The organism is Massilia sp. Masssp94, assembly GCF_059491305.1.
The window spans coordinates 748,794-773,453 of sequence record NZ_CP168501.1; the positions used below are offsets into that span (position 1 = coordinate 748,794).

Here is a 24,660-nt window from a genome sequence, read left to right on the forward strand (position 1 = left end):
ATGAAGACCATCAAGCACATCATCGCGACCGCAACGCTGGCAACCGTGGCCCTGGGCCTGACCGGCTGCGCCGGCATGTCGAAGCAGGACCGTAACACCGCCATCGGCGCCGGCGCCGGCGCAGTCGTCGGCGGCGCACTGACGGGCGGCAGCGCCGTCGGTACCGTCGGTGGCGCAGCCGTCGGCGGCGTGATCGGCAACCAGGTGAAGACCACGCACTGATCGCGGCTGCACCAAAAGACAATGCCCCGCTTGCCGGGGCATTGTCTTTTGGGTCGACGACGGTCAGGCCAGCACGGGCGCGCCGACACCGGCACCCGCTTCGCGCACGATCTCGTAGCAGGTGCAGGCAGCGGCGGCGAGACGTTCCGGATCGAGGATCTCGATATTGCCGCGGCTGTAGTTGATGAGCCCCTGCTGCTGCAACGCGCTGGCGGCCTTGGTGACGCCCACGCGGCGCACGCCCAGCGCATGGGCGAGGAATTCGTGGGTCAGGTGGAATTTGTCGGACTGCAGGCGATCGCGCGTGACGAGCAGCGAGCGTGCGAGCCGCGCCTCCAGCACGTGGTAGCGGCTGCACACCGCGATCTGGATGGCCTGGGCCAGCAGCGCATCCGTGTAGCGGTACAGCACGCGCTGCAGGGCCGGGTTGCGGGCAAATTCGATGCGCAGGCGGTCGGCGTCGATGCGGCTGGCGTTGCCGGCACGCTGCACGACGGCGCGCACCTGCGTCGTCTCGTGGCCGAGCGCGACGGTGGCGCCCAGCATGCCTTCGCGGCCCACGAGGCCCACCTCGAGCGTCATGCGGCCTTCGGCCACGGCCATCAGCGAGATCAGGCAGTCGTGCGGAAAATAGATGTGACGGATGATGTCGCCCGGCTCGCACAACACGGCGCCGACGTCCACCTTGACCTGGTCGAGCGCCGGCAGCATCCGTGCCATCTCCTGCGGCGGGAGCGCAGCCAGCAGCAGGTTGGCATTGTGCTCGGCGATCACAGGTGGAGCGGCTGAATTCATCGGACCCTCGCGGTTGGACTTCATCGGTTCACACGTTTGGGAGATTGGCTATTTACACTGCCCGGAAACATTTACTGACAACTTTCAGTCAGCGTACCGGCCGCGCCAGGGCAAGTATGTACGGTGACGCACGGAACGGGGTGTTGTTGCCAGGGACAATGGAAACGTACCGGACTCGAGGCTCGCGACACGCCCTCGTCCCCACCGACACCGGAAAGGAAAGCCATGGACACGCACCCCACCCCGCCCGCCCGGGCGAAGCAACACCCGCTGCTGATCGCCGCCGCGATCGCGGTCATCCTGTTCTGCGCCATCGGTACGGCGGCCATCATGGGCTGGCTACCGTCGTCGACCGGCCACAACCGCGGCCAGTTGAGCGACGCCGACCGCGCGGCCCTGTCGGCCGGCCTGCAACAGCCGGGCCAGCCGGGCTACGTGGCCCCGCCCACGGCGCCCGCCGCGCCGCTGGCGGGCCAGCCGCAAACCACCTATCCGGTGCGGACGCCGGTGCAGCCCACCTACCCCGCCCCGGCCGGCGCGCAATCCTATGCCGCACCGACCACCGCATATGGCGACGGCGGCAGCCAGGGATCGACGAGTGCCGGCGCCGACTACGCGCCCGCCCCGCCCCCGGCCCCGCAATACGCGCCGGTCGAGCGCGCCCCGGCGCCGAAGGTCACGCATAAATCGACGAAGCTGGCATCCAACGACACCGGCAGCAACTGGTGCAACAACTGCGGCAACATCGAGTCGATCCGCCAGATCAAGACGCGCGCCCAGGGCAGCGGCGTGGGAGCGGCCGGCGGCGCCATCCTCGGCGGCCTGCTGGGCAACCAGGTCGGCAGCGGTCACGGCCGGCAACTGGCGACGGTCGCCGGCGCGGTCGGCGGTGCCGTCGTGGGCAACCAGGTGGAAGGCAACATGAAGGCCGACATCAGCTACGAGATCCGCGTCCGCCTCGACGACGGCACGCTGCGCACGTTCCACCAGCACAGCGCCCCGCCGTGGCGCACGGGCGACCGCGTGCGCATCGTGAAAGGATCGCTGCGTTCGGCGTGAGGGAACCCGCATCAACCGGTCAACCGGGGCTTCGGCCCCGGTTTTGTTTTGTCCAGCCGCGTGCTATGTTGGAGACGGGTGCGCGGCGTTTGCACCTTGCACGATCGCTCACTAAGTTTTCTTTTTCGCAATGTGCGTTGGCGCACGGATGAGTTTGCCTCCGCACAGCAGTATCGGCTTCGTACGGCAGAGCTCACTCAAGCGAAAGGACGCGACATGAACCGTCTGGCATGGATCGGCATCATTCTCTGGGGACTTCTTTTGACGGGCTTCGGCCTGGCAAGCGCTGAGCCGACACCGCAGGCGACGGCGGCCGAGCTGGCGGCGCAGGACGTCTTTTTCCTGATCACGGGCGGCCTCGTGACCTGCCTGATCGGCTTTCTCGGCCTGATGGGCTTCATGGGCTGGATTCCCGGCTTGCACAAGGAACAAAAAAGCGCGACGTAATGTACGGCATCGTACGGAATACAAAGCTTGTTAGTTCGATACTGGAATCACGGCACAGCAACGCCGGTCAACCATGAGGACACTATCATGCTCTACACAATTGCCGTCATTCTCATCATTCTGTGGCTGCTCGGTCTGGTAACTTCCTATACCGTCGGCGGTTTCATCCACATCCTGCTGGTCGTCGCCGTCATCATGATCCTGGTGCGCCTGATCAGTGGCCGAGGCATATAGCAGTATCATAGCGGCACGCGGCGTCGTGCCGGACCGCAGTGACCTGCGGACCTGACCGATCCGTTTCGCGGTCGCGCCCACTGCTGCGGGTGCGACTACGAAACGGATATTTTTTTTTGAAGGAGACCACCATGAAAACAACCCTGATCCGTTCCACCCTGTGCGCCACCGCCTTCGCCGTGGCCGCCACCGGCTGCGCCGACATGAGCCAGACCCAGCGCGGTACTGCGACCGGCGCCGGCGTCGGTGCCGGCCTCGGCGCGATTCTCGGCGCCACGACGGGCGGCGGCGGTTCCGGCCGCGCCACCCGCGGCGCGGTGCTGGGCGCGGCGGCGGGCGCCGTCGTCGGCAACGTCTGGTCGCGCCACATGGAACAGCAGCGCCAGCAGATGGAACAGGCCACGCGCGGCACCGGCGTGCAGGTATCGCAGACCTCGGACAACCGCCTGAAACTCGAGATCCCGAGCGACGTCTCGTTCGACACGAACCGCTCCGACATCAAGCCGAACTTCCGCCCGATCCTCGACCGCTTCGCCCAGACGCTGAACGAAAATCCCGCCACCAACGTCACCATCATCGGCCACACCGACAACACGGGCAGCGACCAGATCAACCAGCCGCTCTCGCTGGACCGCGCCGCCCACACGCGCGACTACCTGACGGCGCGCGGCATCAATCCGGCCCGCATCACCGTCGAAGGCCGCGCCTCCCGCGAACCGATCGCCAACAACGACGATCCGGCCGGCCGCGCGCGCAACCGCCGCGTCGAGATCTACGTCAGCGAACCGGCCCGCCAGGGTTGACCGCACGGGCGCGCGCGCCCGTCCATGACGCGCACGGTGTATCCTCGGGCAAGGCCAACCACAGGAGATGCCATGTCCCGCGACACCGTGCGCATCGTCCGCGAGGAGATCCTCTCGGACCATTATCTGCCTCTCAAGAACGTCACCTATGCCCAGCGTCGCCAGGACGGCGAACTGCAGGTCCAGTCGCGCGAAATCTACGACTGCGCGGACGGCGCCGCCGTGCTGCTGTACAACCGCGCCCACCGGTCGGTGGTGCTGACGCGCCAGTTCCGCCTTGGCGCCCGCCTGGCCGGCCACGATGGCTACCTGCTCGAAGCGGCGGCCGGCATGCTGGACGGCGCCGACCCGGCCGAACGCGCCATCGCCGAAGCGCGCGAGGAAACCGGCTACGACATCGACCACGTGCAGTCCGCGCTGCAGCTGTACGTCAGCCCGGGATCGACGACGGAACGCATCCACCTGTTCGTCGCAGAGTATGATCGCGCGCGGCGCTGCGACGCGGGCGGCGGCAATCCCGGGGAAGGCGAAGACATCGAGGTCGTGGAACTGGATTTCGACGACGCCCTCGCGCTGGTCGAGACGGGCGACATCGTCGATGCCAAGACCGTCCTGCTCCTCATGTACCTGGAGCGCAAGGTGCTGGGACGGCATGGCGAGGCGTCGTGACGCCGCCCAATATTTAAAAGGAAGAAATAACGATGAACAAATCCATTGCATCCGTCCTCGTGCTGTCGTGTGCCTGCGCCGCGCTCCCGGCTGGCGCCCAGACGCTGAAACCCGGCCTGTGGTCGCTGTCGAACACGATGACGTCGAGCGACCCGCAAATATCGCAGGCGATGTCGGCCATGCAGCAGCACATGGCCAACATGTCGCCCGAGCAGCGCCAGCAGATGCAGAAGATGATGCAGCAGAATGGCGTGCAGCTCGACGTCGGCGCCAACGGCGCCCTGCAGACCAAGATGTGCATGACGCGCGAGATGGCCGAGCGCAAGGAATTCCCGGTCCAGCAGGGCGATTGCAGGCAGTCGTTCACACAGCAATCGGCGACCCGCGGCCACATTACGTTCACCTGCACGAAACCGAAGGTGAGCGGCGAAGGGGACCTGGTCGCCGACAACGACACGAGTTACCGGGCGCGCATGAAGATCCGGAGCGAAGAACAGGGGCGCAACCAGACCGTGGACATGGATGTCAGCGGCAAGTGGCTGTCGGCCGACTGCGGCACCATCCGTGCGATCCCCATCCCCCGCGCAAAGTAGTAGCGATTGACCCCAACGGGATTTCCGGGCCAGGCCGCGCGCCTGGCTTTTTTTCGTCAAACTATTTCTCCAATTCGGGGTCAGAGCCCATTCGTTTGCAAATTCGGGGTCAGAGCACATTCTGGATCAATGTTCCAGCGCAGAGCTGGCCTCGGCGGCCATCGACGCGCCACCATCGGTATCCGCAAGACTGTCTCTGCGAGCGTACGTGCGGGTCATCCGCTCGCGTGTGAAACTCACTCTACGGACATTGCCCCAAAATGTGCTCTGACCCCGAATTTCGTGAAAAATGTGCTCTGACCCCGAATTTTCTGACCTCGAATTTTTGTGTCAGGTAGTCTCGGTAAACGCGAGGTAGAGGTCGCGCGCCTGTTTCGCAATTGGGCCAGCCGGCAGTTCGCGCGATTCGTAGCGCGTGCACGGCGCAACCTTGCCGTAGTTGCCGGTGTTGAAGATTTCGCGCGCCGTGTCCAACTCTTCCGGCCTGACGGTGCGCTCGACGACCTTCACGCCGGCCTCGCCCAGCAGCGCGATCACGCGGGCACGCGTGATGCCGGCGAGGAACGTGCCGTTCAGCGCGGGCGTGACGACCTCGCCGTCGGCCGTGACGAGGAACAGGTTCGACGTCGCGAACTCGGCCACGTTGCCCGCCGAGTCCAGCAGGACGGCGTTGTCGAAGCCGCGTGACTTTGCCTCGCGCAGCGCGCGCGCCGTGTTGGCGTACAGCGCGGACGCCTTGGCATCCGTCGGGGCCATCGTCGGCTCCGGACGGCGCAGCGCCGACAAACAGGCCGAGAAGCCGGAGAACGGCGGCAACGGCGCGTCGAACAGCGTCAGCGCGAAGGCGGCCGCTTCCGGCGTCGGGATCAGGAAGCCTTCGGAGGCGAACACGAGCGGACGGATGTACAGCTCCGCGTCGGCCGGAAAGCGCGCGACGCCTTCGCGCACGAGCGCTTCCATCTCGTCCACGTTCAGCGGGCACTGCAGGCCCAACTTGTCCGCGGATGCGATCACGCGCTCCAGGTGCGGACGCAGGTCCGGCAGATGGCCGCGCAACGCCCGCGCGCCGTCGAAGACGGACGAACCCAGCCAGACGCTGTGGTCCATGGCACCGAACAACGGCGTATTCCCTTCGGCCCATTGGCCGTTATAGTAAGTCAGATACATGCTGCTCCCCAGTGATGACGTCAGGCATCAAGTGTAACGCAGGCCTGCCTGCTCGGTTCGTCACCGTACAGTGGCCGCCGCGTATCCGCGCGTACACTGACCTTTCCTAGCTGCGAAGATTCCCATGCTCTCGATTCTCGAACATCTCGACCCGGACAGCGACCGCATCGACCTGCTGGTCGACCTGGTCGACCGGTTGCGCCCACGCCGCGCAAGCGACCACGACTACGCGCGCGCCCAGGTGCGCACCTTGACCCAGCTGCTGAAGGGTCATCCCGGCCAGGCCTGGACGCTGCGCCGCTACCTGACCCGGCTGCTCGAAACGCGCCGCCACACGAGCCTGTATTCCGACGTCGGCATCCTGTCGAACGATGGCTTCTTCACGGAACTGAAAAAACGCATCGCCTACCGCATCCTGCCGCCCGCGCTGGACGATTTATACCTGTCCGACACGCTCGACCGCGTGCTGTGCCGCGAAGACGATTACCAGTGGATCCGCGCCGTACCGAACGCCGACTGGCTCGAGCTGTTCGACGTGGTCGCGAACGCCGCGCCGCCGGACGGCGCGGAGCACGAATCCGCCGAGTCCTCGCGCGCGCGCAGGATCGTGCTGGCGGGCCTGCTGGACGCCATCCGCACCCTGTCGTGCCGCGTCTGCGCGCTGGGCCTGGAGCCGCGCCTGATCCACGCGCACATGGAAATCGAGGAAGTGGACTCGCCCTTCCTCATGCAGAACATCGAGGCGAACAAATACCTCGACGACTACGGCCGCCTGATGTGCGGCGAGGTCGACACGATGGAAGACGCGCGCCACCTGCTCGTCATGCTCGACCAGTGCGAAGCGGTCGTGCTGAAGATCCGCAGCAAGGCCCTCGCCTCCGGCACGAGCGTCGCGCTGACCTATCTGCTCGTCGCCCTGACGCAGAGTATCGACCGCCTGAGAAAGCTGCTGTTCCTCGTCGACACGAGCGGAGAACTGCCGTCCGCGCCCACCGTGGACGTGGAAACGCTCGCGAACGAGGCGACGCCGCCCACCGAGCCGCCGACGAGCCTGCGCCGCGCAGCCGCCGTCGACCTCGCCCAGGAACTCGCGGAAGCGCACAACACGAAGTACCAGGTGCGCGGCCTGCTGCGCGACAACATCGACCTGCTGGCGCGCAACGTGACGGAAAACGCGAGCCGCACGGGCGAGCACTACATCGCCGAGCGGCGCGCGGACCTGCGCGGCATGTTCGCGTCGTCGGCCGGGGCCGGCATCATCATCGGCTTCATGGCGCTCATCAAGATCCTGATCTCGTACCAGCACCGCGCCCCGCTGATCGAAGCCCTGCTCTACAGCCTCAATTACGCGGCCGGCTTCATGCTCGTGCACGTGCTGCATTTCACCATCGCGACCAAGCAGCCGGCGATGACGGCCGCGCGCATCGCCGCCGCCCTGCACGATACGGCGCAGCGGGGCTCGAGCCGGCGCCAGGTCGACGTCGACAGCATGGCGGCCCTCGTGAATAAAGTGTTCCGGACGCAGATCGTCGCCGTGCTGGGCAACCTCGCGACCGTGATCCCGGTCGCGTGGGCCATCGCCCTCGCCTGGTACTGGATCTTCGGCACGCACCTGGTGAACCCGGTCAAGGCGGAGCACCTGATCGCGGACAGTCACCCATGGCATTCGCTCGCGCTGCTGCATGCCGCGATCGCGGGCGTGTGGCTGTTCGTGTCGGGGCTCGTGTCCGGCTACTACGACAACAAGGCCATGTACACGCGCATGGGCCAGCGCGTGCAGCAACTGCGCTGGCTGCGCCGCCTGCTCGGCGAGGAACGGCGTGCCCGCTTCGCCCGCTACGTCGAGGACAACCTGGGCGGCCTGATGGGCAACTTCGTGTTCGGCATGCTGATGGGGATCACGGGCACCGTCGGCTACCTCCTCGGCCTGCCGCTGGACGTACGCCACGTGACCTTTTCATCCGCCAATCTCGCCATCGGCTTCGTCGGGCTCGGCCAGCAGGTCGATCCGGAAACGATCGCCATCACGTTCGTCGGCATCGCCCTCATCGGCATGGTCAACCTGCTGGTGAGCTTCGGCCTCGCGCTGTGGGTGGCGCTGCGGGCGCGCAAGGTGCGCTTCCGCAACGGATTCCGCCTGCTGCGCGCACTGGGCCGCCGCCTGCGGGCAGCGCCGCTCGACTTTTTCATCGGACCGCGCGACCTCGACGAGGCCGTGGTTGCCAACCCGAGAGGTTTCAAATGAGACTCCGACAGCGCTTTGCACGTTACTGTTCCCCGTTCGCCTGGCTGCTGACCCTGTGCCTCAGTTGCGGCGTCGTCGCGTGCAAGTCGCTGCCGGATGTCGAACCCGAAGCGCCCGCGAAGGCCGTGCCCACGATCGCGACGACCAAGGGCGCCCTGGCGCCGAAGCAGGCGTCCGCCCTCGTGGCGCGGCGCTGGGCCAATGCGAGCGGCAACCTGAAGGCGCTGGCGGCGCTGGAAGAACAGGCGACGGGCGTCCCCCTCATCGCGGGCAACAAGGTCATGCTGCTGTTCGACGGCCCCGCGACGATGCGCGAAATGATGGCCGCCGCGCGCGCCGCCACCAGTTCCATCAATCTCGAAACCTATATCTTCGACCAGGACCAGGTCGGGATCGAATTCGCCGACGTGCTGATCGAGAAGCAGCGCCAGGGCGTGGCCGTGAACGTGATGGTCGACGCCGTCGGCGCCCTCGCGACGCCGGCCGCCTTTTTCGACCGCATGCGCCAGGCCGGCATCCGCGTGCTGGTCTTCAATCCGGTGAATCCCGCCAAGGCGCGCGGCAAGTGGGAGCTGAACAACCGCAACCACCGCAAGCTGATGGTCGTCGACGGCAAGGTCGCGTTTACGGGCGGCATCAACATCAGCAGCACGTATGCGAACAGCTCGCTGTTCCGCTCGCGCCAGAAGCCGAACCAGGTCGACGGCGACAAGGTCGGCTGGCGCGACACGCACGTCAAGATCGAAGGCCCGGCCGTCGCGCCGCTGCAGTGGTCGTTCGTGAACCTGTGGGTGCAGCAGGAAGGCGGCGAGCTGCCGCAGGCCGAATATTTCCCGACGCTGGCGCCCGTCGGCGACAAGATCGTCCGCGTGCTCGCGTCCGACCCGGCTCACGAATCCGACATCTACAAGGCGCTCGTCGTCGCGATCAGCGAGGCGAAGAAATCGATCCACGTCACGTCGGCCTATTTCGTGCCGGACCAGCAGATCGTCGACGCGCTCATCGCCGCGGCGAAACGCGGCGTGGACGTGCGGCTCGTGCTGCCGGGCGTCTCGGACCACAGCCTGATCCGCTACGCCGGCCAGGGCTTCTACGACCAGTTGCTGGCCGGCGGTGTGCGTATCTTCGAGCTGCAGATCGCGGTGCTGCACGCCAAGACGGCCGTGATCGACGGCGGCTGGTCGACGATCGGCTCCGCCAACATCGACCGGCGCAGCTTCATCCACAACTACGAACTGAACGTGGTTGTCATCGATCCGGCGTTCGGCGCGGCGATGGAAAGCGCGTTCAACGAGGATTTGAGGGACTCGAAGGAAGTCACGCTGGAAAGGTGGCGGCACCGGCCGTGGTCCGACCGGATCAAGGAATGGATGGCGCGGCTCGGAGAATATTGGATCTGACCCGTCGCCCCCGCGAAGGCGGGGGTCCAATTTTGCATGAGCCGTCGATACGCGTACTTGGGTCCCCGCCTGCGCGGGGACGACGTTGCCATGCGCCTGCGGCTAAATTCCGGCCGCCATCATCCCATCCGGCACTTCCGTCCAGACGTTCCCGCTGCGCATGAACTTCTCCGTGTTCAGCACCTGGAACTGGTTGTGCACGCTGTCCCAGCCGTAGCGGTCGACTTCGATACGCTGGGGCTCGATACGGAGCACGTTGAACGAATTCACTTCACCCCGCCCGCGCGTGGAGGTCGCCGTGCCGGCCTGCACGACGAGCGCGGCGTATTCGCTGATCTTGTAGCGGGCCTGCGTGTTGCCCGCATGGCTCATGTGCAGGTGGCCCGCCATCAACAGGTCGATGCCCAGTTCCGCGAACACGTCCATCGCCATTTGTGCGCGGTCGACGAGGTCATCCTCTTCGGCGCCCTTTGGCAGGTCGAACGGATGGTGCGTGACGACGACGCGCGTAACCTCCTTCGGCAGTCCCGACAGGGTCGCGCGGATCTTGTCCACCTGTTCCTTGTTGACGCGGCCGTCCTTGAACGTGAGCGAACGCGCCGTGTTCACGCCCAGCACCGCGATCTCGTCGTCGATATAGACGGGGTCGAGGTCGTCGGTGATGTAGCGCTTGTAGCGGTCGAGCGGCAGCAGGAACCGGCGGAACACGTTGTACAGCGAAATGTCGTGGTTGCCCGGCACGATGATCTGCGGGCCCGGCAACGTATCGAGCCAGGCCTTCGCTTCCTCGAACTGCTCGCTCCTGGCGCGCTGCGTCAGGTCGCCGGACACGACGACGACGTTCGGCGCCAGCTTGTGGACCAGTTCGCGCAGCGGGTCGAGCAGCATGGCGTCGACGCGGCCGAAGTGCAGGTCGGACAGGTGGACGAGTGTGCGCATGGGGTTCCCCTTTCCGTTATGGTTGATTGACGCCATTCTCTCCCGGAGGCACCAGCACCGTCAGTGCGCCAGGCCGCATCCGGTAGCGTAACGGCGGGTGCATTTCCGTCACTTCGCCATCGGTCGCCACGAGCAGACGGTGGCGGTGCGTGTCGATGTCGAACTCGGGCGCCGTCAGCACGTCGAAGTCGCGCTCCTGGCCGAGGCGCCCGAGCAGCGCATCGAACGCGAAGCGCAGCAGGCCCAGGCGCGTAGGATGCTGCGCCACGTACAGGCTCAGCACGCCCTCGTCGAGGCGCGCCCGCTCGCCGATCGCCAGGCCCTGCATCGTGTAGGCGTTGTTGCCGATGAAGACGAACGGCGTGCGCCGCGCGAGCCGCTCGCCGTTGACGGTCAGGCGCATCGACAGGAACGGATAGCGGCGCAGCGCCGCGAGCGCGGCCCAGGCGGCGGCCGGCCACTTGCCGCGGCCGAGGCGGCGCTGCTGTTTTTCGCGGTCGCGCACGATGTCCGGGTACAGGCCGAGGCTGGAATTGTTCAGGAAGATGCGGCCGTTCACCTCGCCCACGTCGACCTGCACGGGCCGCCCCGTCGCGAGGTTGCGCACGGCCGCGCCGAGGTCGAGCGGAATGCCGAGGTCCTTGGCGAAGTGGTTGAGCGTGCCCAGCGGCAGCACGCCGAACGGCACGCCGGAATCGACCATCACGGAGGCCACGGCATTGATGGTGCCGTCGCCCCCACCGGCCGCGACCAGGCGCGCGCCCTGCTCCAACGCGCGCCGTGCCGCACCGATCATCTGGTCGCCGCCGTCTGCTCGCACGAGCTCGGCGTCCAGCCCCGCGTCGGTTAGTTGCGTTCTCAGCGCATCGCACGCGGCCTCGTCGTGGCCGGTGCCGGCGCCCGCGTTGACGATCACGGTCACGGGATTCATTGCAGGTCCTCCGCCGCAGCGGCGCGATGCGCGCGCTCGCTCCACGACGTTTGCCCCCGCGCCAGCCGGCGCCGGTGCAGGGTCGACACGGCCGTGATGCAGATCGCGAGCCAGGCCGCCCCCTCTGCCGCCGCGGCCAGCACGTCGGACAGGTAGTGCACGCCCAGGTACATGCGCGACAGCGCGACGAGCATCACCATCACGACGGCGCCGAGCATGACCAGCGCGCGCGCGCGCCACGTCCGCACCCGCCGCACGAGGTAGCACGCGAGCAGGCCGTAGAACACGGTGGCAGCCGCCGTGTGGCCGCTGGGGAAGCTGTACGTCATCAGGCTCAGCAGCGGATCGTCGAAGCTGGGGCGGGTGCGCCGGAACACGTGCTTCAGCGCGACGTTCAGCAGCATGCCGCCCGGCACGGCGACGAGGCAGACGATCAGCCAGTAATGCGCATGGCGGCGCCAGAACCACAGCGCCAGCAGCACGGCCATGATGCTCGATCCGGCGATGCCGTTCCAGTGCGTGACGACCAGCATGGCGCGCGTGAAGCCTTGTGTGGCGCGCTCGTGGAACCAGTGCGCGAGCTGGACATCGACGAGCGTGATGGTGTCGCCGGTGACGACGTCCTCGGCGATCTCGCCGAAGATCCAGGCCGCCAGCACCAGCAGCGCGAGGCCGGCGGTGAGGTGCAGGCCCATCTGCCCTTCGGGCGACAGGCGGGCGGCGATGAAGCGGCGCAGGCGTGATGGAGCGGTGTTCAGCATACCGCTCCAGATGGGGCGAATTGGCGAAAAAGCCACACAAAAATGCAACAACTGTTTTTTTGTACAGTACCTGTAGATTTATACAGTAGTTGTGCTATTCTGTGCCTACTCGAGCAAGACAACTTGCCAACGCTAACGCAACCTAACTCGATAAAGGGATCGTCATGTCGACTCTGAACAGCTCCTTCGGCCTTGAATATGCTCCGACGCCTTTCCTCGTGCGCCTTGGTCGCCGCGAGATCCTGGTAACGCGCGACTTCCGCAAGCGCTTCTACCCGGTCAACCCGATCATCGAGTGCGATACCGGCGTCGAGCCGGGCCACGTGGAAGTGCTGCTGCTGCGCCGTTGGCTGCTCATCCTGTCCAAAGCGCATTAAGTTCATCAGGTTCTCCGAGGAAACCCCGTCTTTCAGGGCGGGGAAGAAAGAAGACGATTGCGCGTCAATCGATGCCTTTCGGTTGCTAAAAACGCTGCATATAATCGGAGCATGATTCTGGTTTATCGTTACCGGGTGAAATCCCTGAACGGGCTGCTTGACAGGCAGTCGCGTGCGTGTAACGTCGTCTGGAATTACTGCAACGATCGGCAAAAGGATGCGCTGCGTTTCGGCCGCCCCTGGCTTTCGGGCTTTGACCTGAACAAGCTGACGACCGGCAGCAGCAAGGAACTGGGCCTGCATTCCGGGACCGTGAATGCGGTCTGCGAACAGTATGCAAGATCGCGTTCGCAAAAGAAGCGACCTTATCTTCGCTATCGCGGCAAGCGTTCCTTGGGCTGGGTGCCGATCAAGGGACGGGAACTGAAGCGGGAAGGTGATGCGTTTCGCTTCGCAGGCAATACTTTTCGCGTCTTTAACAGCCGGCCGCTGCCCGAAGGGAAGATCAAGGACGGCACCAACTTTTCGCGTGACACGCGAGGGAACTGGTACCTGAATATCGTGATCGATGTGGTCACGCCCGATATCCATGCCCGCCAACCGTTGCGCGGTGTCGGTATCGACCTTGGACTGAAAGACTTCGCGACGCTTTCCACCGGCGAAAAGATTGAAGCGCAGCGTATCTATCGTGGTGCCGAGCAAGCGCTCGCGCTGGCGCAGCGCGCCCACAAGAAGCGGCGCGTCAGGGCGATCCACGCAAAGATAGCGAACCGTCGCAACGACTTTCTGCACAAGCTCTCGGACCGCATTGTCCGGCAATTCGACTATATCGCGGTCGGCAATGTGGCGGCCGCCAGACTTGCCAGGACCAGCATGGCCAAGTCTGTACTTGATGCTGGCTGGTCGCGCTTCCGACATCAACTGGCGTCCAAGGCTGTTAAGCATGGCGCGTGGTTCGAGGAAGTCGACGAAAGCTTTACTTCCCAAGTCTGTTCGAATTGTGGCGCCATGCCCGATTCGCGGCCGAAAGGTATCGCAGACCTTGGAATAAGAGAGTGGCAGTGTAATGTTTGCGGTTGTGCACATGATCGCGATATCAATGCTGCGATAAACATTCTCCGTCGCGGACGTGCGACGCTGGCTGCAGGAATCCCCGTCCTTTAAGGTGGGGAGGACGTCAAAAGCTTCATCGTTTTCTTTCGCTGGGCAGGCACCTACCTTACGGCGCTGCTTATAGACACTCAACCGAAAGAAAACGATGTGCAATAAAAAGTCGCCTCCGCGTTCGCCACTGTTTTCGCCGTTGCGTTCTTCGTGGCCGCTGCGCTAGGCTCGTCCGCCGCAAGGGCGACGAACATCACCCTGCAGAACGTGTCCTACGACCCGACGCGCGAGTTGTACCAGGACCGTAATGCCGCGTTCGCGCGGCAGTACCAGGTCAAGACGGGCGACGACGTGACGGTCAGGCAGTCGCATGGCGCCTCCGGCAAGCAAGCGCATTCCGTGATCGGCAGACTGCAGGCCGACCTCGTCACGCTGGGCCCTCGCGTACGACATCGATGCTATCAGCGAACGCGGCCTTATCGCGCACAACTGGCAACAGGGCCGAGCAGTACACGGTGCAATTCCCGGCGATCAAGCTATGCACGATCGGCGAACTCGCCGTCGGCTGAACGAAAGCGCACAAGACCCATGTCGCGGACGGCGGCCTGTTCGACCAGATCTATTAGCCGGGCCGCAGGTACTCCGCCTGCGTACGCCACCGGACCGCGTTCGCGAGATCCGCGAGCGGCGACAGGATGGCCGGATCGAATGATGCGAGCGTGGCGCCGTCCCTGACGCGCCGCGGCCAGTCCGCCTGGGCCAGCGCGCCGCGGCCGAGCGACACGACGTCCGCCTCGCCCCGCTCGACCATGCCCATGGCCTGCGCCGGATCTTGCAGCGAACCGTTGGCGATGACCGGCTTGCCGCCGTGGCGCTTCGCCAGTGCGGCCAGGCTCGGCCCTGTCTCGAAGGCGGGCTTCCATGCTTCGTACTCGGTCACGTGCACGTAGTCGACGTCCAGTCCGCCAACCGTACGGAAGATCGCGGCGGCCTCTTCCTCTCCTCCCCAGCGATGCGTGAAATCGTTGACCTTCGCCTGCGACAGGCGCACGCCGACGACGTAGTTCGTCCCCACCGCGGCCCGCACCGCGTCGACGACTTCCACGAGCAAACGCAACCTACCGTCGAGGCCGCCGCCGTAGCGGTCGTCACGCAGATTGATGCCTTCCGACAGGAACTGGTCCAGCAAATAACCGTTCGCGCCATGGATCTCGACGCCATCGAACCCCGCTTCACGAGCTCGGAGGGCTGCCCGCGCGAAGCCGGCCACGGCCGTGTCGATATCCTCCGGTGTCATCGCGGCAGGCACGGCGTACTCACCCGTCCCGCGATAGAACGTCATCTGCTTGCCCTTCGGCTGCACGGCCGACGGACCGATGGTGCCCGTCCGGTACGGGTTCCCCTGCGACAGTGCGCCCGCATGCATCAATTGCGCGATCACACGGCGGCCGTGTGATTGCACGCCTGCGACGATGGGTCGCCACGCATCGCGCTGCGCCGCGTTCGCGAGCCCCGGCTGGTGCAGATAACCCTGAGAGTACGCCTCATCCGTGTACAGGCCTTCCGTGATGACGAGGCCGAAGCCGCCGTCCGCGAACTGCGCGTAATAGCCGGCCATGCACGTCGTCGGCACGCCATCGGCGCCCGCACTCACGCGCGTCATCGGCGCGACGGCCAGACGGTTGGGCAACGCCAGCGAACCCAGGGCCAGCGGTTCGAAGAGAATGGCAACGTGACCGTTATCGCGCATCGCCGCCGCCCTCCCTGCGTACGGCCGCGATCGCCTCGATCTCGATCATCGCCCGCGGATCGTAGAGCGCCTTGATCTCGGCAATCGTATCGGCGGGATACGGCGCCGAGAAAAATTTCCTGCGCAGCGCCACGACGTCCTGGAAATGGCCTATGTCGGTCACGAAGATCGTCACCTTGATGACGTCGCGCAGGCTGGATCCGCCTGCTTCCAGCGCGCGCCGCAGGTTGGCAAAAGCCTGCTCGCCCTGGGCGAGGAAGCCGCCGGCGACGATGCGTCCGTCGTCGCCGGCACCGGCCTGGCCGGAGATGAACAGCAAATCGCCGAACCGGATGCCCTGCGACAGCAGATAGGGTTCATACGGATCCGGCTGCGTGATGATACGTTCGAGCATGTCTGCCTCCTGAATTCGAAAAGAAGAACGGGATGAGATCAACTCACCCATGTATGGAATAATCGCCCCCAGCAGCCCTTACGACAAACGATGGTTTTTCACGCATCAGATGACTTCAAATCACCCATTCGGCGAACGGACGACACGCCGGCTGCCACCGCTCTCCTCCCTGCGCGCGTTCGAGGCGGCGGCGCGGCACGGCAGCTTCAAGCGAGCTGCCGATGAGCTCGCCGTGACACCGACGGCGATCAGCCACCGCATCCGCGTCCTCGAAGACTTTACGGGCCTGAGACTGTTCGTACGCCAGGTCAGGCAAGTGACACTGACCGACGCAGGCGCCCAGCTGTACCCCGTGCTGCGGCAAGGTTTCGACGCCATCGAAGCCGTGCTGGCGCGTCTCACGCAGCCGAACCGGAGAGACAGGGTCACGGTGTCGGCGACGCACGCGTTCACCGCGAAGTGGCTCGTACCGCGGGTCGCCCGCTTTCACGCATTGCATTCGGACATCGACCTGCAGCTGCACGCATCCGACGCGACGGTCGACTTCCAGACGCACGGCATCGACATCGCCGTGCGCTACGGCAGCGGCGCGTATCCCGGCCTGACGACCGAGGTCATGTTCGCCGACACGTACGCGCCGGTCGTCAACCCGATGCTGGGCGTCCGCTCGATCGAGGATCTGCAATCCGTGCCGCTCATCCACTTCGACTGGCAAAAAGCGTCCCCGGCCAATCCCACATGGGAAACATGGTTCGCGCGCACGGGTCTCGCATGGCAACCTGCGCGCGGACAACTCCGGTATTCGGACGAAGGCCATGCGATCCAGGCCGCCGTCGCAGGCCAGGGCGTCGCCTTGCTGAGTCTTGCCCTGGTGGCCGAAGAGATCGCGGCGGGCTATCTCGTGCAACCGTTCGGACCGGCCATCCCCGGGTACACATACCACTTGGCAATGCGCGCCGACCCGCCGCCGGGCCCCGCGGCGCTGGCCGTCGCCCACTGGCTGCGCCGCGAGGCGGAGGCTTGCAAACCCTGAACAAGGCGCAATCTTGTAACAAATGACTTGAAATCCGCTGTGCGGCTACGATTGTCGTGTTCAGCAACGAACTCGTAATCACGGAGCCGCACGGATCGCTTGACGCGCACTGCGGCGGCTTTTCTCCAACCTGAGCGAAGGAGCATTCATGTCAGTGCAATTACGCAAGATTAACGAGCAGGTGATGGTCATCACCGGCGCCACGAGCGGCATCGGTCTCACGACGGCCCGTATGGCCGCCGAGCAATGTGCCAAACTGGTACTCGCAGCCCGCAGCGCCGACGCGCTCGACCAGCTGGCGAGCGAACTGCGCCGCACCGGTACGCAAGTCGCGACGGTCGTGGCCGACGTCGGCAACCCAGCCGACGTGGAACGCATCGGCCAGGCCGCGATGGAGCGCTTCGGCCGCATCGACACCTGGGTCAACAACGCCGGCATCTCGATCTTCGGCCGCAACGAAGACGTCTCGCTGGAAGACATGCAGCGGCTGTTCGACACGAATTACTGGGGCGTCGTCCACGGCTCGCTGGAAGCCGTCAAGCACATGAAGACGCGCGGCGGCGGCGCCATCATTAACCTGGGCAGCGAACTGTCCGACGTCTCGATCCCGCTGCAGGGCATCTACGCCGCGTCGAAGCACGCGGTGAAGGCGTTCACGGATTCGCTGCGCGTCGAACTCGACAAGGACAAGGCGCCGATCGCCGTCACGCTCATCAAGCCGGCCGCCGTCGACACGATGTTCGTCGCGCACGCGAAGAACTACATGGATAAGGAACCGACCCTGCCGCCGCCCATCTACGCGCCGGAACTGGTCGCGAAATCGATCCTGTACGCGGCCCAGCATCCGAAGCGCGACGTGTTCGTCGGCGGCGCGGCCAAGGCCTTCTCCGTCGGCAACTTCGCAATGCCCTCGGTGCTCGACCGCATGATGCGCGCGACGATGTTCAAGCAGCAGCAGACCGACATCCCGAGCGCTCCGAACCGCCGCGACGCCCTGCACGCGCCGAACCCGCAGCACGAACTGCGCGAACGCCAGGGCCTCTCGGAACACGTGGTCGAGACGTGTCCGTACACCGCGCTGTCGCTGCGCAAGGGCAAGGTGGTCGGTGTGCTGCTGGGCGCCGGCGCGCTGTTCGCCGCATGGAAGCTGGCGGGCCGTCCGGCCAGCCGCACATGGTCATCGAATCGTCTGCGCCAGGCGCTGTGAGGAGGCAACATGTCGATCAAACTCAAAAAACTGAATGAACAAGTCATGGTGATCACGGGCGCGACGAGCGGCATCGGCCTGGCCACTGCCCGCCTGGTGGCGGAAGGCGGCGCCCATCTCGTGCTGGCCGCGCGCGACGGCGACGCCCTCGACACCCTCGCCCACGAAATGCGCCAGCGCGGCGTGGAAGTGGCGACCGTCACGGCGGACGTCGGCAACCCGGCGGACGTCGCCCGTATCAGCCAGGTGGCGATGGAGCGCTTCGGGCGCGTCGACACGTGGGTCAACAACGCGGGCATCAGCGTCTACGGCCGGAACGAGGACGTCGCGCTGGAAGACATGCGCAAGGTCATGCAAACGAATTTCTGGGGCGTCGTGCACGGCTCGCTGGAAGCCGTCAAGCTCATGAAGGGCCGCGGCGGCGGCGCCCTCATCAACCTGGGCAGCGAAGTGTCGGACCGCTCGGTGCCGCTGCAGGGCACCTATTCGGCGTCCAAACACGCGATCAAGGGTTTCACGGAATCGCTGCGCATGGAGCTGGACAAGGAAGACGCCGGCATCTCGCTCACGGTGATCAAGCCGGCCGCGATCGCGACGCCATTCCCGAACCACGCCAAGAGCTACATGGAACACGAGCCCGACCTGCCGCCGCCGAACTACGCGCCGGAACTGGTGGCGCAGGCCATCGTGCACGCGGCCCAGGTGCCCGAGCGCGACCTGTACGTGGGCGGCCACTCGAAGCTGACGTCGGTGGCGGGCTACCTGATGCCGCGCGCGCTGGACCGCTTCATGAGCCGCACGATGTTCGGCCAGCAGCAATCCGAGCGCCCGAACTCGAGCGCGCGCCGCGACAGCCTGTACGCGCCGGTCGCCGAGCAGGAGCTCCGCCAGCGCAACAATGGCGAGCGTCGGGTCGTCGAGCGGAGTCCGTACACGTCGTTCGAGATGCGGTCGGCATCCACGAAGACCGTGCTGCTCGGCGGAGCGCTGCTGGCGGCGTGGGGACTTGCACGCTTAGGGCGGGCCCCCCGTGCCCGCGCGTAACGCCAACACAACGCCCACCCAACATGAAAACGGGCTGGATGGTCGATGTCATCCAGCCCGCCATCTTTCCGAACGCCGCAGTTTATTTACCCGGCGCCGGCCCCTTCGGCGGCTCGCTGCCGAGGAAGTCGACATCCTCGTCCGTCAGCGGCAGGTTCGGAATCGATTCGATGTGGTCGGTGTCGATGTCGGCACCGTCCCGCGCCAGGATGTCGCGGCCCGCGGCCGCCCGTTCTCCCGTGCCGCCGAAGTCGCTGTCGCTTTCGAAGTTCGGGTCGCCAACGTCGGCGCCCGCGCTGTCGTGCGCGTAGCTCGCTTCGTTGTCTGACGTCGTGCCGGTGTCCAGGTCGATCTTCTGGTCATCGTCCAGGTTCGCGGCAAAGCCGGGGCCGCCGACGACGTCGCTGCCCGTGTCCGAAATATCGCTCGGGCCGAGCGAATCGACGCCGTGGCCCTTGCCCAGGCTGCGGTCGGGTGCTTCCGGAAAGTTATCCGGATCAAGTGTGCTCGTGCCAGTCATGTTGCCTCCAAAATAATGCAAAAATCATGAGGACAGGCTACCTGCTTTTGTCGCGCGACGGCGCAACGCAGGGCAGCCTCGGTGGGAAGGCTAGAACGCGTGGCGCATGCCGACGTTCACGGCCGAGCTGCCGCTCGGGCGGGCGGCGCCGCCGATCAGGATGCCGGTGCCGTTCGTGTTGACGGTGCGCGAGAACGCGGCGTAGAAGTCGGTGCTGCGCGACACGACGTAGCTGGCGCCGATCGCGAACTGGTTCGCGTCGCGGTTGGCCAGGTCGCGGTCGTTCTTGTGGATGAACGAGGCGAGGAAGGTCGTCGAGCGCGTGATGGGAACGGCCACGCCGACGAGGGTGTCGCGGCTGTCGGTCGACGACGTGCTCGCCACGCCCGCGCCGTACGGATTGTCGGGGTTGTACAGCGGCGAGCTGCCCCAGCCGCGGTTGGCGGAATACGCGGCATAGGCCGTGCCCCAGCGCATGCGCAGGTTGGCCGCGATCAGGGAATTCTTGGCATCCATATTGCTGCCGGCCAAATCGTACAAGTGGACCTGGGCGACGTGCCGGTTCTGGTGCGCCGCCCGCAGCGACACCGGGCCGTAGTCGAAGCCGATCGTCATGCCCCAGGCGCGGTCGGCCATGGGATCGCCGCCGAGCGTGTCGATGGTGTACGACGCGCCCGTGCTCAGGTGCTTGAACTGGGTGTTGTAGTAGCGCACGCCGCTGTCGACGGGCATGCCGCTTTGCGTGACGAGATTGCTGGCCTTGCCGGCCGTGCCGGCGTGGAAGGGGTCGCCGACGTCCGGGCGCGCGAGGTATTCGAAGTTGTACTGGTGACCCAGCGTGAAACCGCCGGTGCCGGGATGGACGCCGATGTCGTCGAGACGGCCGTACGTGCGGCGCGGCATCGCGTTCCAGACGGCGGTGCCATTGCTCCTGCTCGGCTGTCCCGTGAAGACGGCGATATCGTGGCCGCCCGGCGTTTCGCCGACGTAGTCCAGTCCCGAGCGCTTGCCGGTGCCGGCAGCGCTTCCCGAATCCTGTGCACATGCGAGCGACGCACATCCGCCCAGCAATACGCACGCAACGAAACCCTTGTTCATGGCGTGTCCCTCTCTACGCCTTAACATTAGCTGTTACACTGCGGTCCTATCTGTCCAATATCGCACAAATCGACTCTCATCTTGTCCCGCGTTGTTGTCAGCATATTCTGACATCTGCATGTCGGCAAGATGACAGCCCGGGAATTCCGCTTTAGAATCGCATCGGCAGGTTTTGTAACTAAACTACAGGAAAATTAGAACGATGAGACAGATACGCCGTACCCTGACTACACTTTTCTTGGCGTTATGCGCGGCCCTGCCCGCGGTCGCCGCGACAGACGCAGCGCCGATGCCGCACGTGAGCTGGTCGCGCAACGCCAATATCTACGAAGTGAACATCCGGCAATACACTCCCGAGGGAACGTTCAAGGCATTTACGCAACACCTGCCCCGTCTGAAAAAGATGGGCGTGGACATCCTGTGGCTGATGCCGATCCAGCCGATCGGCGAAAAGAACCGCAAGGGCACGCTGGGCAGCTATTACGCCGTGCGCGACTACACGGCCGTGAACCCGGAATTCGGCACGCTCGACGACCTCAAGGCACTCGTGAAGCAGGCGCACGGGCTGGGCATGCACGTGATCATCGACTGGGTGGCAAACCACACCGCATTCGACAACCCGTGGACGCAGGAACACAGCGACTGGTATCTGAAGAATGAAAAGGGCGAGATCTATCCCGTCACCTACACGGACGGCGCCGAGCCCGAGTACTGGACCGACGTGACGGGTCTCGACTGGACCAAGCCCGGCCTGTGGAAAGGCATGACGGACGCGATGTTGTACTGGGTGCGCGAAGCGGACATCGACGGCTTCCGCTGCGACGTCGCCGGCAAGGTGCCGACGCCGTTCTGGAACCAGGCGCGCGCCGAACTCGACCGCGTCAAACCCGTGTTCATGCTGGCCGAGGCCGACAAGCCCGACCTGCACGAGCACGCCTTCGACATGACCTACGGCTGGGACACGAAAGACCTGTTCAAAGCCATTGCGAAAGGCAAGGCGGACGCGCGCACGCTGGCAAACTTCCTCGAGCACCCGCCGAAAGCGTTCCCGCCGGGCGCGTATCGGATGCGCTTCACGAGCAACCACGACGAGAATTCCTGGGCCGGCAGCGACGTCGAGCTGTACGGCCCGGCCTTCAAGGCGATGGCCGTGCTGGCCGCCACGTTGCCCGGCATGCCGCTGATCTATGGTGGCCAGGAAGCCGGCCTCGACAAACGCATCGCGTTCTTCGAAAAGGATCCGATCCAGTGGAAAGACTACGGCTACGCGCCCTTCTACACGAAGCTGCTCGCGCTCAAGCACGCCAATCCGGCGCTGTGGAACGGCCAGTACGGCGGTCCCGTGCAGGTGCTGCAGACGGGTAACGACAAGGTGTTCGCGTTCCGCCGCGCGTTGAAGGGCAACAGCGTGCAGGTGACAGTCAACGTGTCGAACGAGGTGCAGCGTTTCAGCGTGCCGGGGGGCAAGCAGCAGACGCTGGCGGCGTGGGATTACCGCATCGACGCGCGCGGCAAGTAATCAGCGACTCAGCGGCGCAGCGCGGTGAAGCCGGCCGGCTCCCACTCGCGCAGCGCCAGCAACAGCCCGCTGCCCCGCCGCTTGGGCAGCGGCGACGCGAGGCTTTCCTCGTGCAGTTCGGCGAAGCGCGCACGTAGCCGGCGCAGTTCCACCTGCATGGACGCAAGCGCGCTCTCCGTCAGCATCCCGTGCGTGAAGGCGAGCGTCTCGTCGGACCGGTCGAAGCGGCCGTCGAGGAAATCGGCCAGGCCCTGCGTGCGGAAGTACTGGCGGATGGGGCCGTCGGGCAGCCAGTCGAAATCGCGCGCGACGTTCAGGCGGATGCGGTTGCCGGGCATCAGCGCGATCAGGTGCAGGCGGTCGAGGTGCAGCAGTTTTTGCAGGCACTCGGCTTCCGTGAGGCGGTAGACGGCGAGGATGTCCGCCAGCGTCCAGTGATTCAGCGCGCACGCGGCCACGAGCAGCAGCTTCGTATCGGACACGAGCTCCTTTTCCTGTTCGGCACTCAAGGTGTGCAGGCGGGTGCCGGAGAGCGCGGCCTCCTGCGCGAGCTCGGCCAGTGTAAAACCCAGCATGTTGCTGATCTCGACGAGGCGGTCGACACCGAGCGTGTCCGACGTCAGCAGCCGCTTGACGCTCGCCTCCGACAGGCCCAGCGCCCCGGCCACGTCGCGATACGTCTTGCCTTGCAGCTTAAGTTGGCGCTTGATCGTGCTGATGATTTGCGTGACTTCGGACATGGTCGCGGATTCCGATACGAAGGTCTAGAGGATGGCCTCGGATTCCTGCGATCGTAGCACGCCCGGCCTTGCGGCAACAATTCCTTCATGACAAGATGGCCGGCTGGCCAGCACGACATGAAAGAGACACGATGAATCACGCCGACTACCTGGCCCACGACGCCACCGCTCTCGCCGCCCGCGTGGCCGCCGGCGACGTCACGCCCGCCGCACTACTCGACCTCGCCCTCGCGCAACACGCACGCGTGCACGGCCGCGTGAATGCCGTCGTGCGGCTGATGGAGCGCGAGGCGCGGGCCCGGGTCGCGGGACCGTTGACCGGCCCGCTGGCGGGCGTCCCCTTCCTCATCAAGGACGGCGTGCAGGACTATGCGGGCATCCCGACGACCTACGGCAGCCGCAGCATGACGAACAACGTGCCGACGCGCCACGCCCACGTCGTGCAACGCTATCTCGACGCGGGCCTCGTCATCTTCGGCAAGACGAACTTGCCCAAATTCGCGACGCGCGGCGTCACCGATCCGGTGCTGTACGGCCGCACGAACAACCCGTGGGATTTGTCGCGCACGCCGGGCGGATCGAGCGGCGGCGCGGCGGCGGCGGTCGCCGCCGGCATCGTGCCGATGGCGGCCGGCAACGACGGCGGCGGCTCACTCCGGATCCCGGCCGCGTGCTGCGGGCTGTTCACGCTGCGGCCGTCGCGCGGGCGGGTGTCGTCCGGGCCGGGCATCGGCGAAGTCTGGTTCGGCGCGTCGAGCGAAGGCGTGATTTCGCGCAGCGTGCGCGATTCGGCGCTCGCGCTGGACGTGCTGCAGGGTGCGGAACCGGGCGATCCGTTCGTCATTGCGCCGCCGGCCGCGCCCTACGTCGCGCTGATGCGGCGCGATCCGGGCCGGCTGCGCATCGGGTATTCGACGGTGTCGCCGATCGGGACGGATGTGCATCCGGAGGCCGTGCTTGCTGTGTCGCGGACGGCCGAGTTATTGGCTCATTTGGGCCACGACGTCGAGGAAGCGGCGCCTGCTATCGATGGCGCCGCCCTCGCAAAAAGTTATTTGCACGTGTACTTCGGGCAGATCCCGGCGGCCGTACGGCGTGCGCAGGCGCTGGGGGCGCGGCGCGATGAGGTGGAACTGATGAACCGGATTCTCGTTACGCTGGGCGACAGCGTGCCGCAGTGCGTGCTGGGGTTCCTGCACGGGACGGGCATCCTCGGCGTGTTGGCGCGTCTTGGGTTGCTTGACAAGACGGTCGACAAGATTGCGACCGGCAATCTGCGTTATGTGCCGTTCACGCAGCTGTCGAATCTGACCGGGGCGCCGTCGATGAGCGTGCCGCTCCACTGGACGGCGGAGGGGTTGCCCCTGGGGGTCCAGTTCATGGGGCCGTTCGGGAGCGAGGACAGGTTGTTGCAGGTGGCGCGGCAGTTGGAAGAGGTGCAGCCGTGGTTCGATCGGATGCCGGGGATGGCACGCGGCTGACATGCTGTCAGAGGGCCTGTGCACTTGTGGAGGGTGTTACATTTGAACCGTAGGTGATTAGCGTTAGCGGTCCCAGAATGGCCAGACAAAATTCAAAGGGCCGATTATGAAAAGAAGAACGGACCGAC

The 24,660-nt window shown here is 65.6% G+C and carries 26 protein-coding genes and 1 pseudogene; 17 read left to right on the plus strand and 10 right to left on the minus strand.

Annotated elements, in window-relative coordinates:
- Positions 1-222, plus strand: a complete 222-nt coding sequence (locus ACEN9G_RS03185; RefSeq protein ID WP_036237051.1) for a YMGG-like glycine zipper-containing protein — start codon at positions 1-3, stop codon at positions 220-222.
- Between the two features lie 63 nt (positions 223-285).
- On the opposite strand, the gene ACEN9G_RS03190 is transcribed toward ACEN9G_RS03185, so the two are convergent.
- A complete protein-coding gene (locus ACEN9G_RS03190; protein WP_413345744.1) occupies positions 286-1,017 on the minus strand; it encodes a Crp/Fnr family transcriptional regulator in 732 nt (243 codons plus the stop codon).
- Between the two features lie 225 nt (positions 1,018-1,242).
- Here ACEN9G_RS03190 and ACEN9G_RS03195 point away from each other — a divergent pair, with 225 nt between their 5' ends.
- From ACEN9G_RS03195 to ACEN9G_RS03220, 6 genes are all read left to right on the plus strand, one after another.
- Positions 1,243-2,076, plus strand: a complete 834-nt coding sequence (locus ACEN9G_RS03195; RefSeq protein ID WP_483127678.1) for a glycine zipper 2TM domain-containing protein — start codon at positions 1,243-1,245, stop codon at positions 2,074-2,076.
- A gap of 216 nt (positions 2,077-2,292) precedes the next feature.
- Positions 2,293-2,523 (plus strand): hypothetical protein, encoded by a 231-nt coding sequence (locus tag ACEN9G_RS03200; protein ID WP_413341589.1) that lies wholly within the window; start codon positions 2,293-2,295, stop codon positions 2,521-2,523.
- Between the two features lie 87 nt (positions 2,524-2,610).
- A complete protein-coding gene (locus ACEN9G_RS03205) occupies positions 2,611-2,757 on the plus strand; it encodes a lmo0937 family membrane protein (protein WP_105378160.1) in 147 nt (48 codons plus the stop codon).
- Between the two features lie 131 nt (positions 2,758-2,888).
- Entirely contained in the window at positions 2,889-3,560 is a 672-nt protein-coding gene (locus tag ACEN9G_RS03210; protein WP_483127679.1) for a YiaD family glycine zipper/OmpA-like lipoprotein, read from the plus strand.
- A 72-nt stretch (positions 3,561-3,632) separates the two neighbouring features.
- A complete protein-coding gene (locus ACEN9G_RS03215) occupies positions 3,633-4,229 on the plus strand; it encodes an NUDIX domain-containing protein (protein ID WP_413341585.1) in 597 nt (198 codons plus the stop codon).
- A gap of 32 nt (positions 4,230-4,261) precedes the next feature.
- Positions 4,262-4,822: a DUF3617 domain-containing protein gene (locus ACEN9G_RS03220; RefSeq protein WP_413341584.1), complete on the plus strand. Its 561-nt coding sequence runs from the start codon at positions 4,262-4,264 to the stop codon at positions 4,820-4,822.
- A gap of 330 nt (positions 4,823-5,152) precedes the next feature.
- Here the strand turns inward: ACEN9G_RS03220 and ACEN9G_RS03225 are convergent, their stop codons facing one another.
- On the minus strand, positions 5,153-5,989 hold the full coding sequence (locus ACEN9G_RS03225; protein ID WP_413341582.1) for a branched-chain amino acid aminotransferase: 837 nt from the start codon (positions 5,987-5,989) through the stop codon (positions 5,153-5,155).
- Positions 5,990-6,113: 124 nt separating this feature from the next.
- On the opposite strand from ACEN9G_RS03225, the gene ACEN9G_RS03230 reads away from it, so the two are divergent.
- Together ACEN9G_RS03230 and cls are read left to right on the plus strand one after the other, a co-directional pair.
- On the plus strand, positions 6,114-8,234 hold the full coding sequence (locus ACEN9G_RS03230) for a site-specific recombinase (protein ID WP_413341580.1): 2,121 nt from the start codon (positions 6,114-6,116) through the stop codon (positions 8,232-8,234).
- Positions 8,231-9,634, plus strand: coding sequence for a cardiolipin synthase (cls, locus tag ACEN9G_RS03235; protein ID WP_413341578.1), 1,404 nt, complete (start codon positions 8,231-8,233; stop codon positions 9,632-9,634). The genes ACEN9G_RS03230 and cls overlap by 4 nt, the downstream gene beginning before the upstream one ends.
- 102 nt (positions 9,635-9,736) lie before the next feature.
- On the opposite strand, the gene ACEN9G_RS03240 is transcribed toward cls, so the two are convergent.
- The 3 genes from ACEN9G_RS03240 to ACEN9G_RS03250 are packed head-to-tail and all read right to left on the minus strand — an operon-like array spanning position 9,737 to position 12,265.
- Complete coding sequence (locus ACEN9G_RS03240) at positions 9,737-10,573, minus strand: metallophosphoesterase family protein (RefSeq protein WP_413341576.1); 837 nt, start codon at positions 10,571-10,573, stop codon at positions 9,737-9,739.
- A 16-nt stretch (positions 10,574-10,589) separates the two neighbouring features.
- On the minus strand, positions 10,590-11,504 hold the full coding sequence (locus ACEN9G_RS03245) for a diacylglycerol/lipid kinase family protein (protein ID WP_483127680.1): 915 nt from the start codon (positions 11,502-11,504) through the stop codon (positions 10,590-10,592).
- Complete coding sequence (locus tag ACEN9G_RS03250; RefSeq protein ID WP_413340167.1) at positions 11,501-12,265, minus strand: phosphatase PAP2 family protein; 765 nt, start codon at positions 12,263-12,265, stop codon at positions 11,501-11,503. The genes ACEN9G_RS03245 and ACEN9G_RS03250 overlap by 4 nt, the downstream gene beginning before the upstream one ends.
- A gap of 164 nt (positions 12,266-12,429) precedes the next feature.
- Here ACEN9G_RS03250 and ACEN9G_RS03255 point away from each other — a divergent pair, with 164 nt between their 5' ends.
- From ACEN9G_RS03255 to ACEN9G_RS03265, 3 genes and pseudogenes are all read left to right on the plus strand, one after another.
- A complete protein-coding gene (locus ACEN9G_RS03255; protein WP_160408475.1) occupies positions 12,430-12,642 on the plus strand; it encodes a hypothetical protein in 213 nt (70 codons plus the stop codon).
- A 111-nt stretch (positions 12,643-12,753) separates the two neighbouring features.
- Complete coding sequence (locus tag ACEN9G_RS03260) at positions 12,754-13,806, plus strand: RNA-guided endonuclease InsQ/TnpB family protein (RefSeq protein WP_413340165.1); 1,053 nt, start codon at positions 12,754-12,756, stop codon at positions 13,804-13,806.
- Positions 13,807-13,956: 150 nt separating this feature from the next.
- Positions 13,957-14,245 (plus strand): annotated as a pseudogene (locus ACEN9G_RS03265) (sulfate transporter subunit); the annotation flags it as partial.
- Between the two features lie 123 nt (positions 14,246-14,368).
- On the opposite strand, the gene ACEN9G_RS03270 reads toward ACEN9G_RS03265, so the two are convergent.
- Positions 14,369-15,496, minus strand: a complete 1,128-nt coding sequence (locus tag ACEN9G_RS03270) for an oxidoreductase (RefSeq protein WP_413340163.1) — start codon at positions 15,494-15,496, stop codon at positions 14,369-14,371.
- On the minus strand, positions 15,486-15,890 hold the full coding sequence (locus ACEN9G_RS03275) for a RidA family protein (protein WP_413340161.1): 405 nt from the start codon (positions 15,888-15,890) through the stop codon (positions 15,486-15,488). Before ACEN9G_RS03275 ends, ACEN9G_RS03270 begins: the two co-directional genes overlap by 11 nt.
- A gap of 109 nt (positions 15,891-15,999) precedes the next feature.
- On the opposite strand from ACEN9G_RS03275, the gene ACEN9G_RS03280 reads away from it, so the two are divergent.
- The 3 genes from ACEN9G_RS03280 (at position 16,000) to ACEN9G_RS03290 (ending at position 19,174) form a co-directional block, all read left to right on the plus strand.
- A complete protein-coding gene (locus tag ACEN9G_RS03280) occupies positions 16,000-16,923 on the plus strand; it encodes a LysR substrate-binding domain-containing protein (RefSeq protein WP_413340159.1) in 924 nt (307 codons plus the stop codon).
- Positions 16,924-17,071: 148 nt separating this feature from the next.
- Positions 17,072-18,130 (plus strand): SDR family oxidoreductase, encoded by a 1,059-nt coding sequence (locus ACEN9G_RS03285; protein WP_413340157.1) that lies wholly within the window; start codon positions 17,072-17,074, stop codon positions 18,128-18,130.
- Positions 18,131-18,139: 9 nt separating this feature from the next.
- Positions 18,140-19,174, plus strand: a complete 1,035-nt coding sequence (locus tag ACEN9G_RS03290) for an SDR family oxidoreductase (protein ID WP_413340156.1) — start codon at positions 18,140-18,142, stop codon at positions 19,172-19,174.
- An 82-nt stretch (positions 19,175-19,256) separates the two neighbouring features.
- On the opposite strand, the gene ACEN9G_RS03295 is transcribed toward ACEN9G_RS03290, so the two are convergent.
- Positions 19,257-19,694, minus strand: a complete 438-nt coding sequence (locus ACEN9G_RS03295; RefSeq protein WP_413340154.1) for a hypothetical protein — start codon at positions 19,692-19,694, stop codon at positions 19,257-19,259.
- A gap of 90 nt (positions 19,695-19,784) precedes the next feature.
- Positions 19,785-20,792 (minus strand): porin, encoded by a 1,008-nt coding sequence (locus tag ACEN9G_RS03300; protein WP_413340152.1) that lies wholly within the window; start codon positions 20,790-20,792, stop codon positions 19,785-19,787.
- A gap of 289 nt (positions 20,793-21,081) precedes the next feature.
- Here ACEN9G_RS03300 and ACEN9G_RS03305 point away from each other — a divergent pair, with 289 nt between their 5' ends.
- Complete coding sequence (locus tag ACEN9G_RS03305; RefSeq protein WP_413340150.1) at positions 21,082-22,311, plus strand: alpha-amylase family glycosyl hydrolase; 1,230 nt, start codon at positions 21,082-21,084, stop codon at positions 22,309-22,311.
- Between the two features lie 8 nt (positions 22,312-22,319).
- Here the strand turns inward: ACEN9G_RS03305 and ACEN9G_RS03310 are convergent, their stop codons facing one another.
- Positions 22,320-23,051 (minus strand): helix-turn-helix domain-containing protein, encoded by a 732-nt coding sequence (locus ACEN9G_RS03310; protein WP_371762958.1) that lies wholly within the window; start codon positions 23,049-23,051, stop codon positions 22,320-22,322.
- A 131-nt stretch (positions 23,052-23,182) separates the two neighbouring features.
- On the opposite strand from ACEN9G_RS03310, the gene ACEN9G_RS03315 reads away from it, so the two are divergent.
- A complete protein-coding gene (locus tag ACEN9G_RS03315; protein ID WP_483127681.1) occupies positions 23,183-24,532 on the plus strand; it encodes an amidase in 1,350 nt (449 codons plus the stop codon).
- Positions 24,533-24,660: the final 128 nt, after the last annotated feature.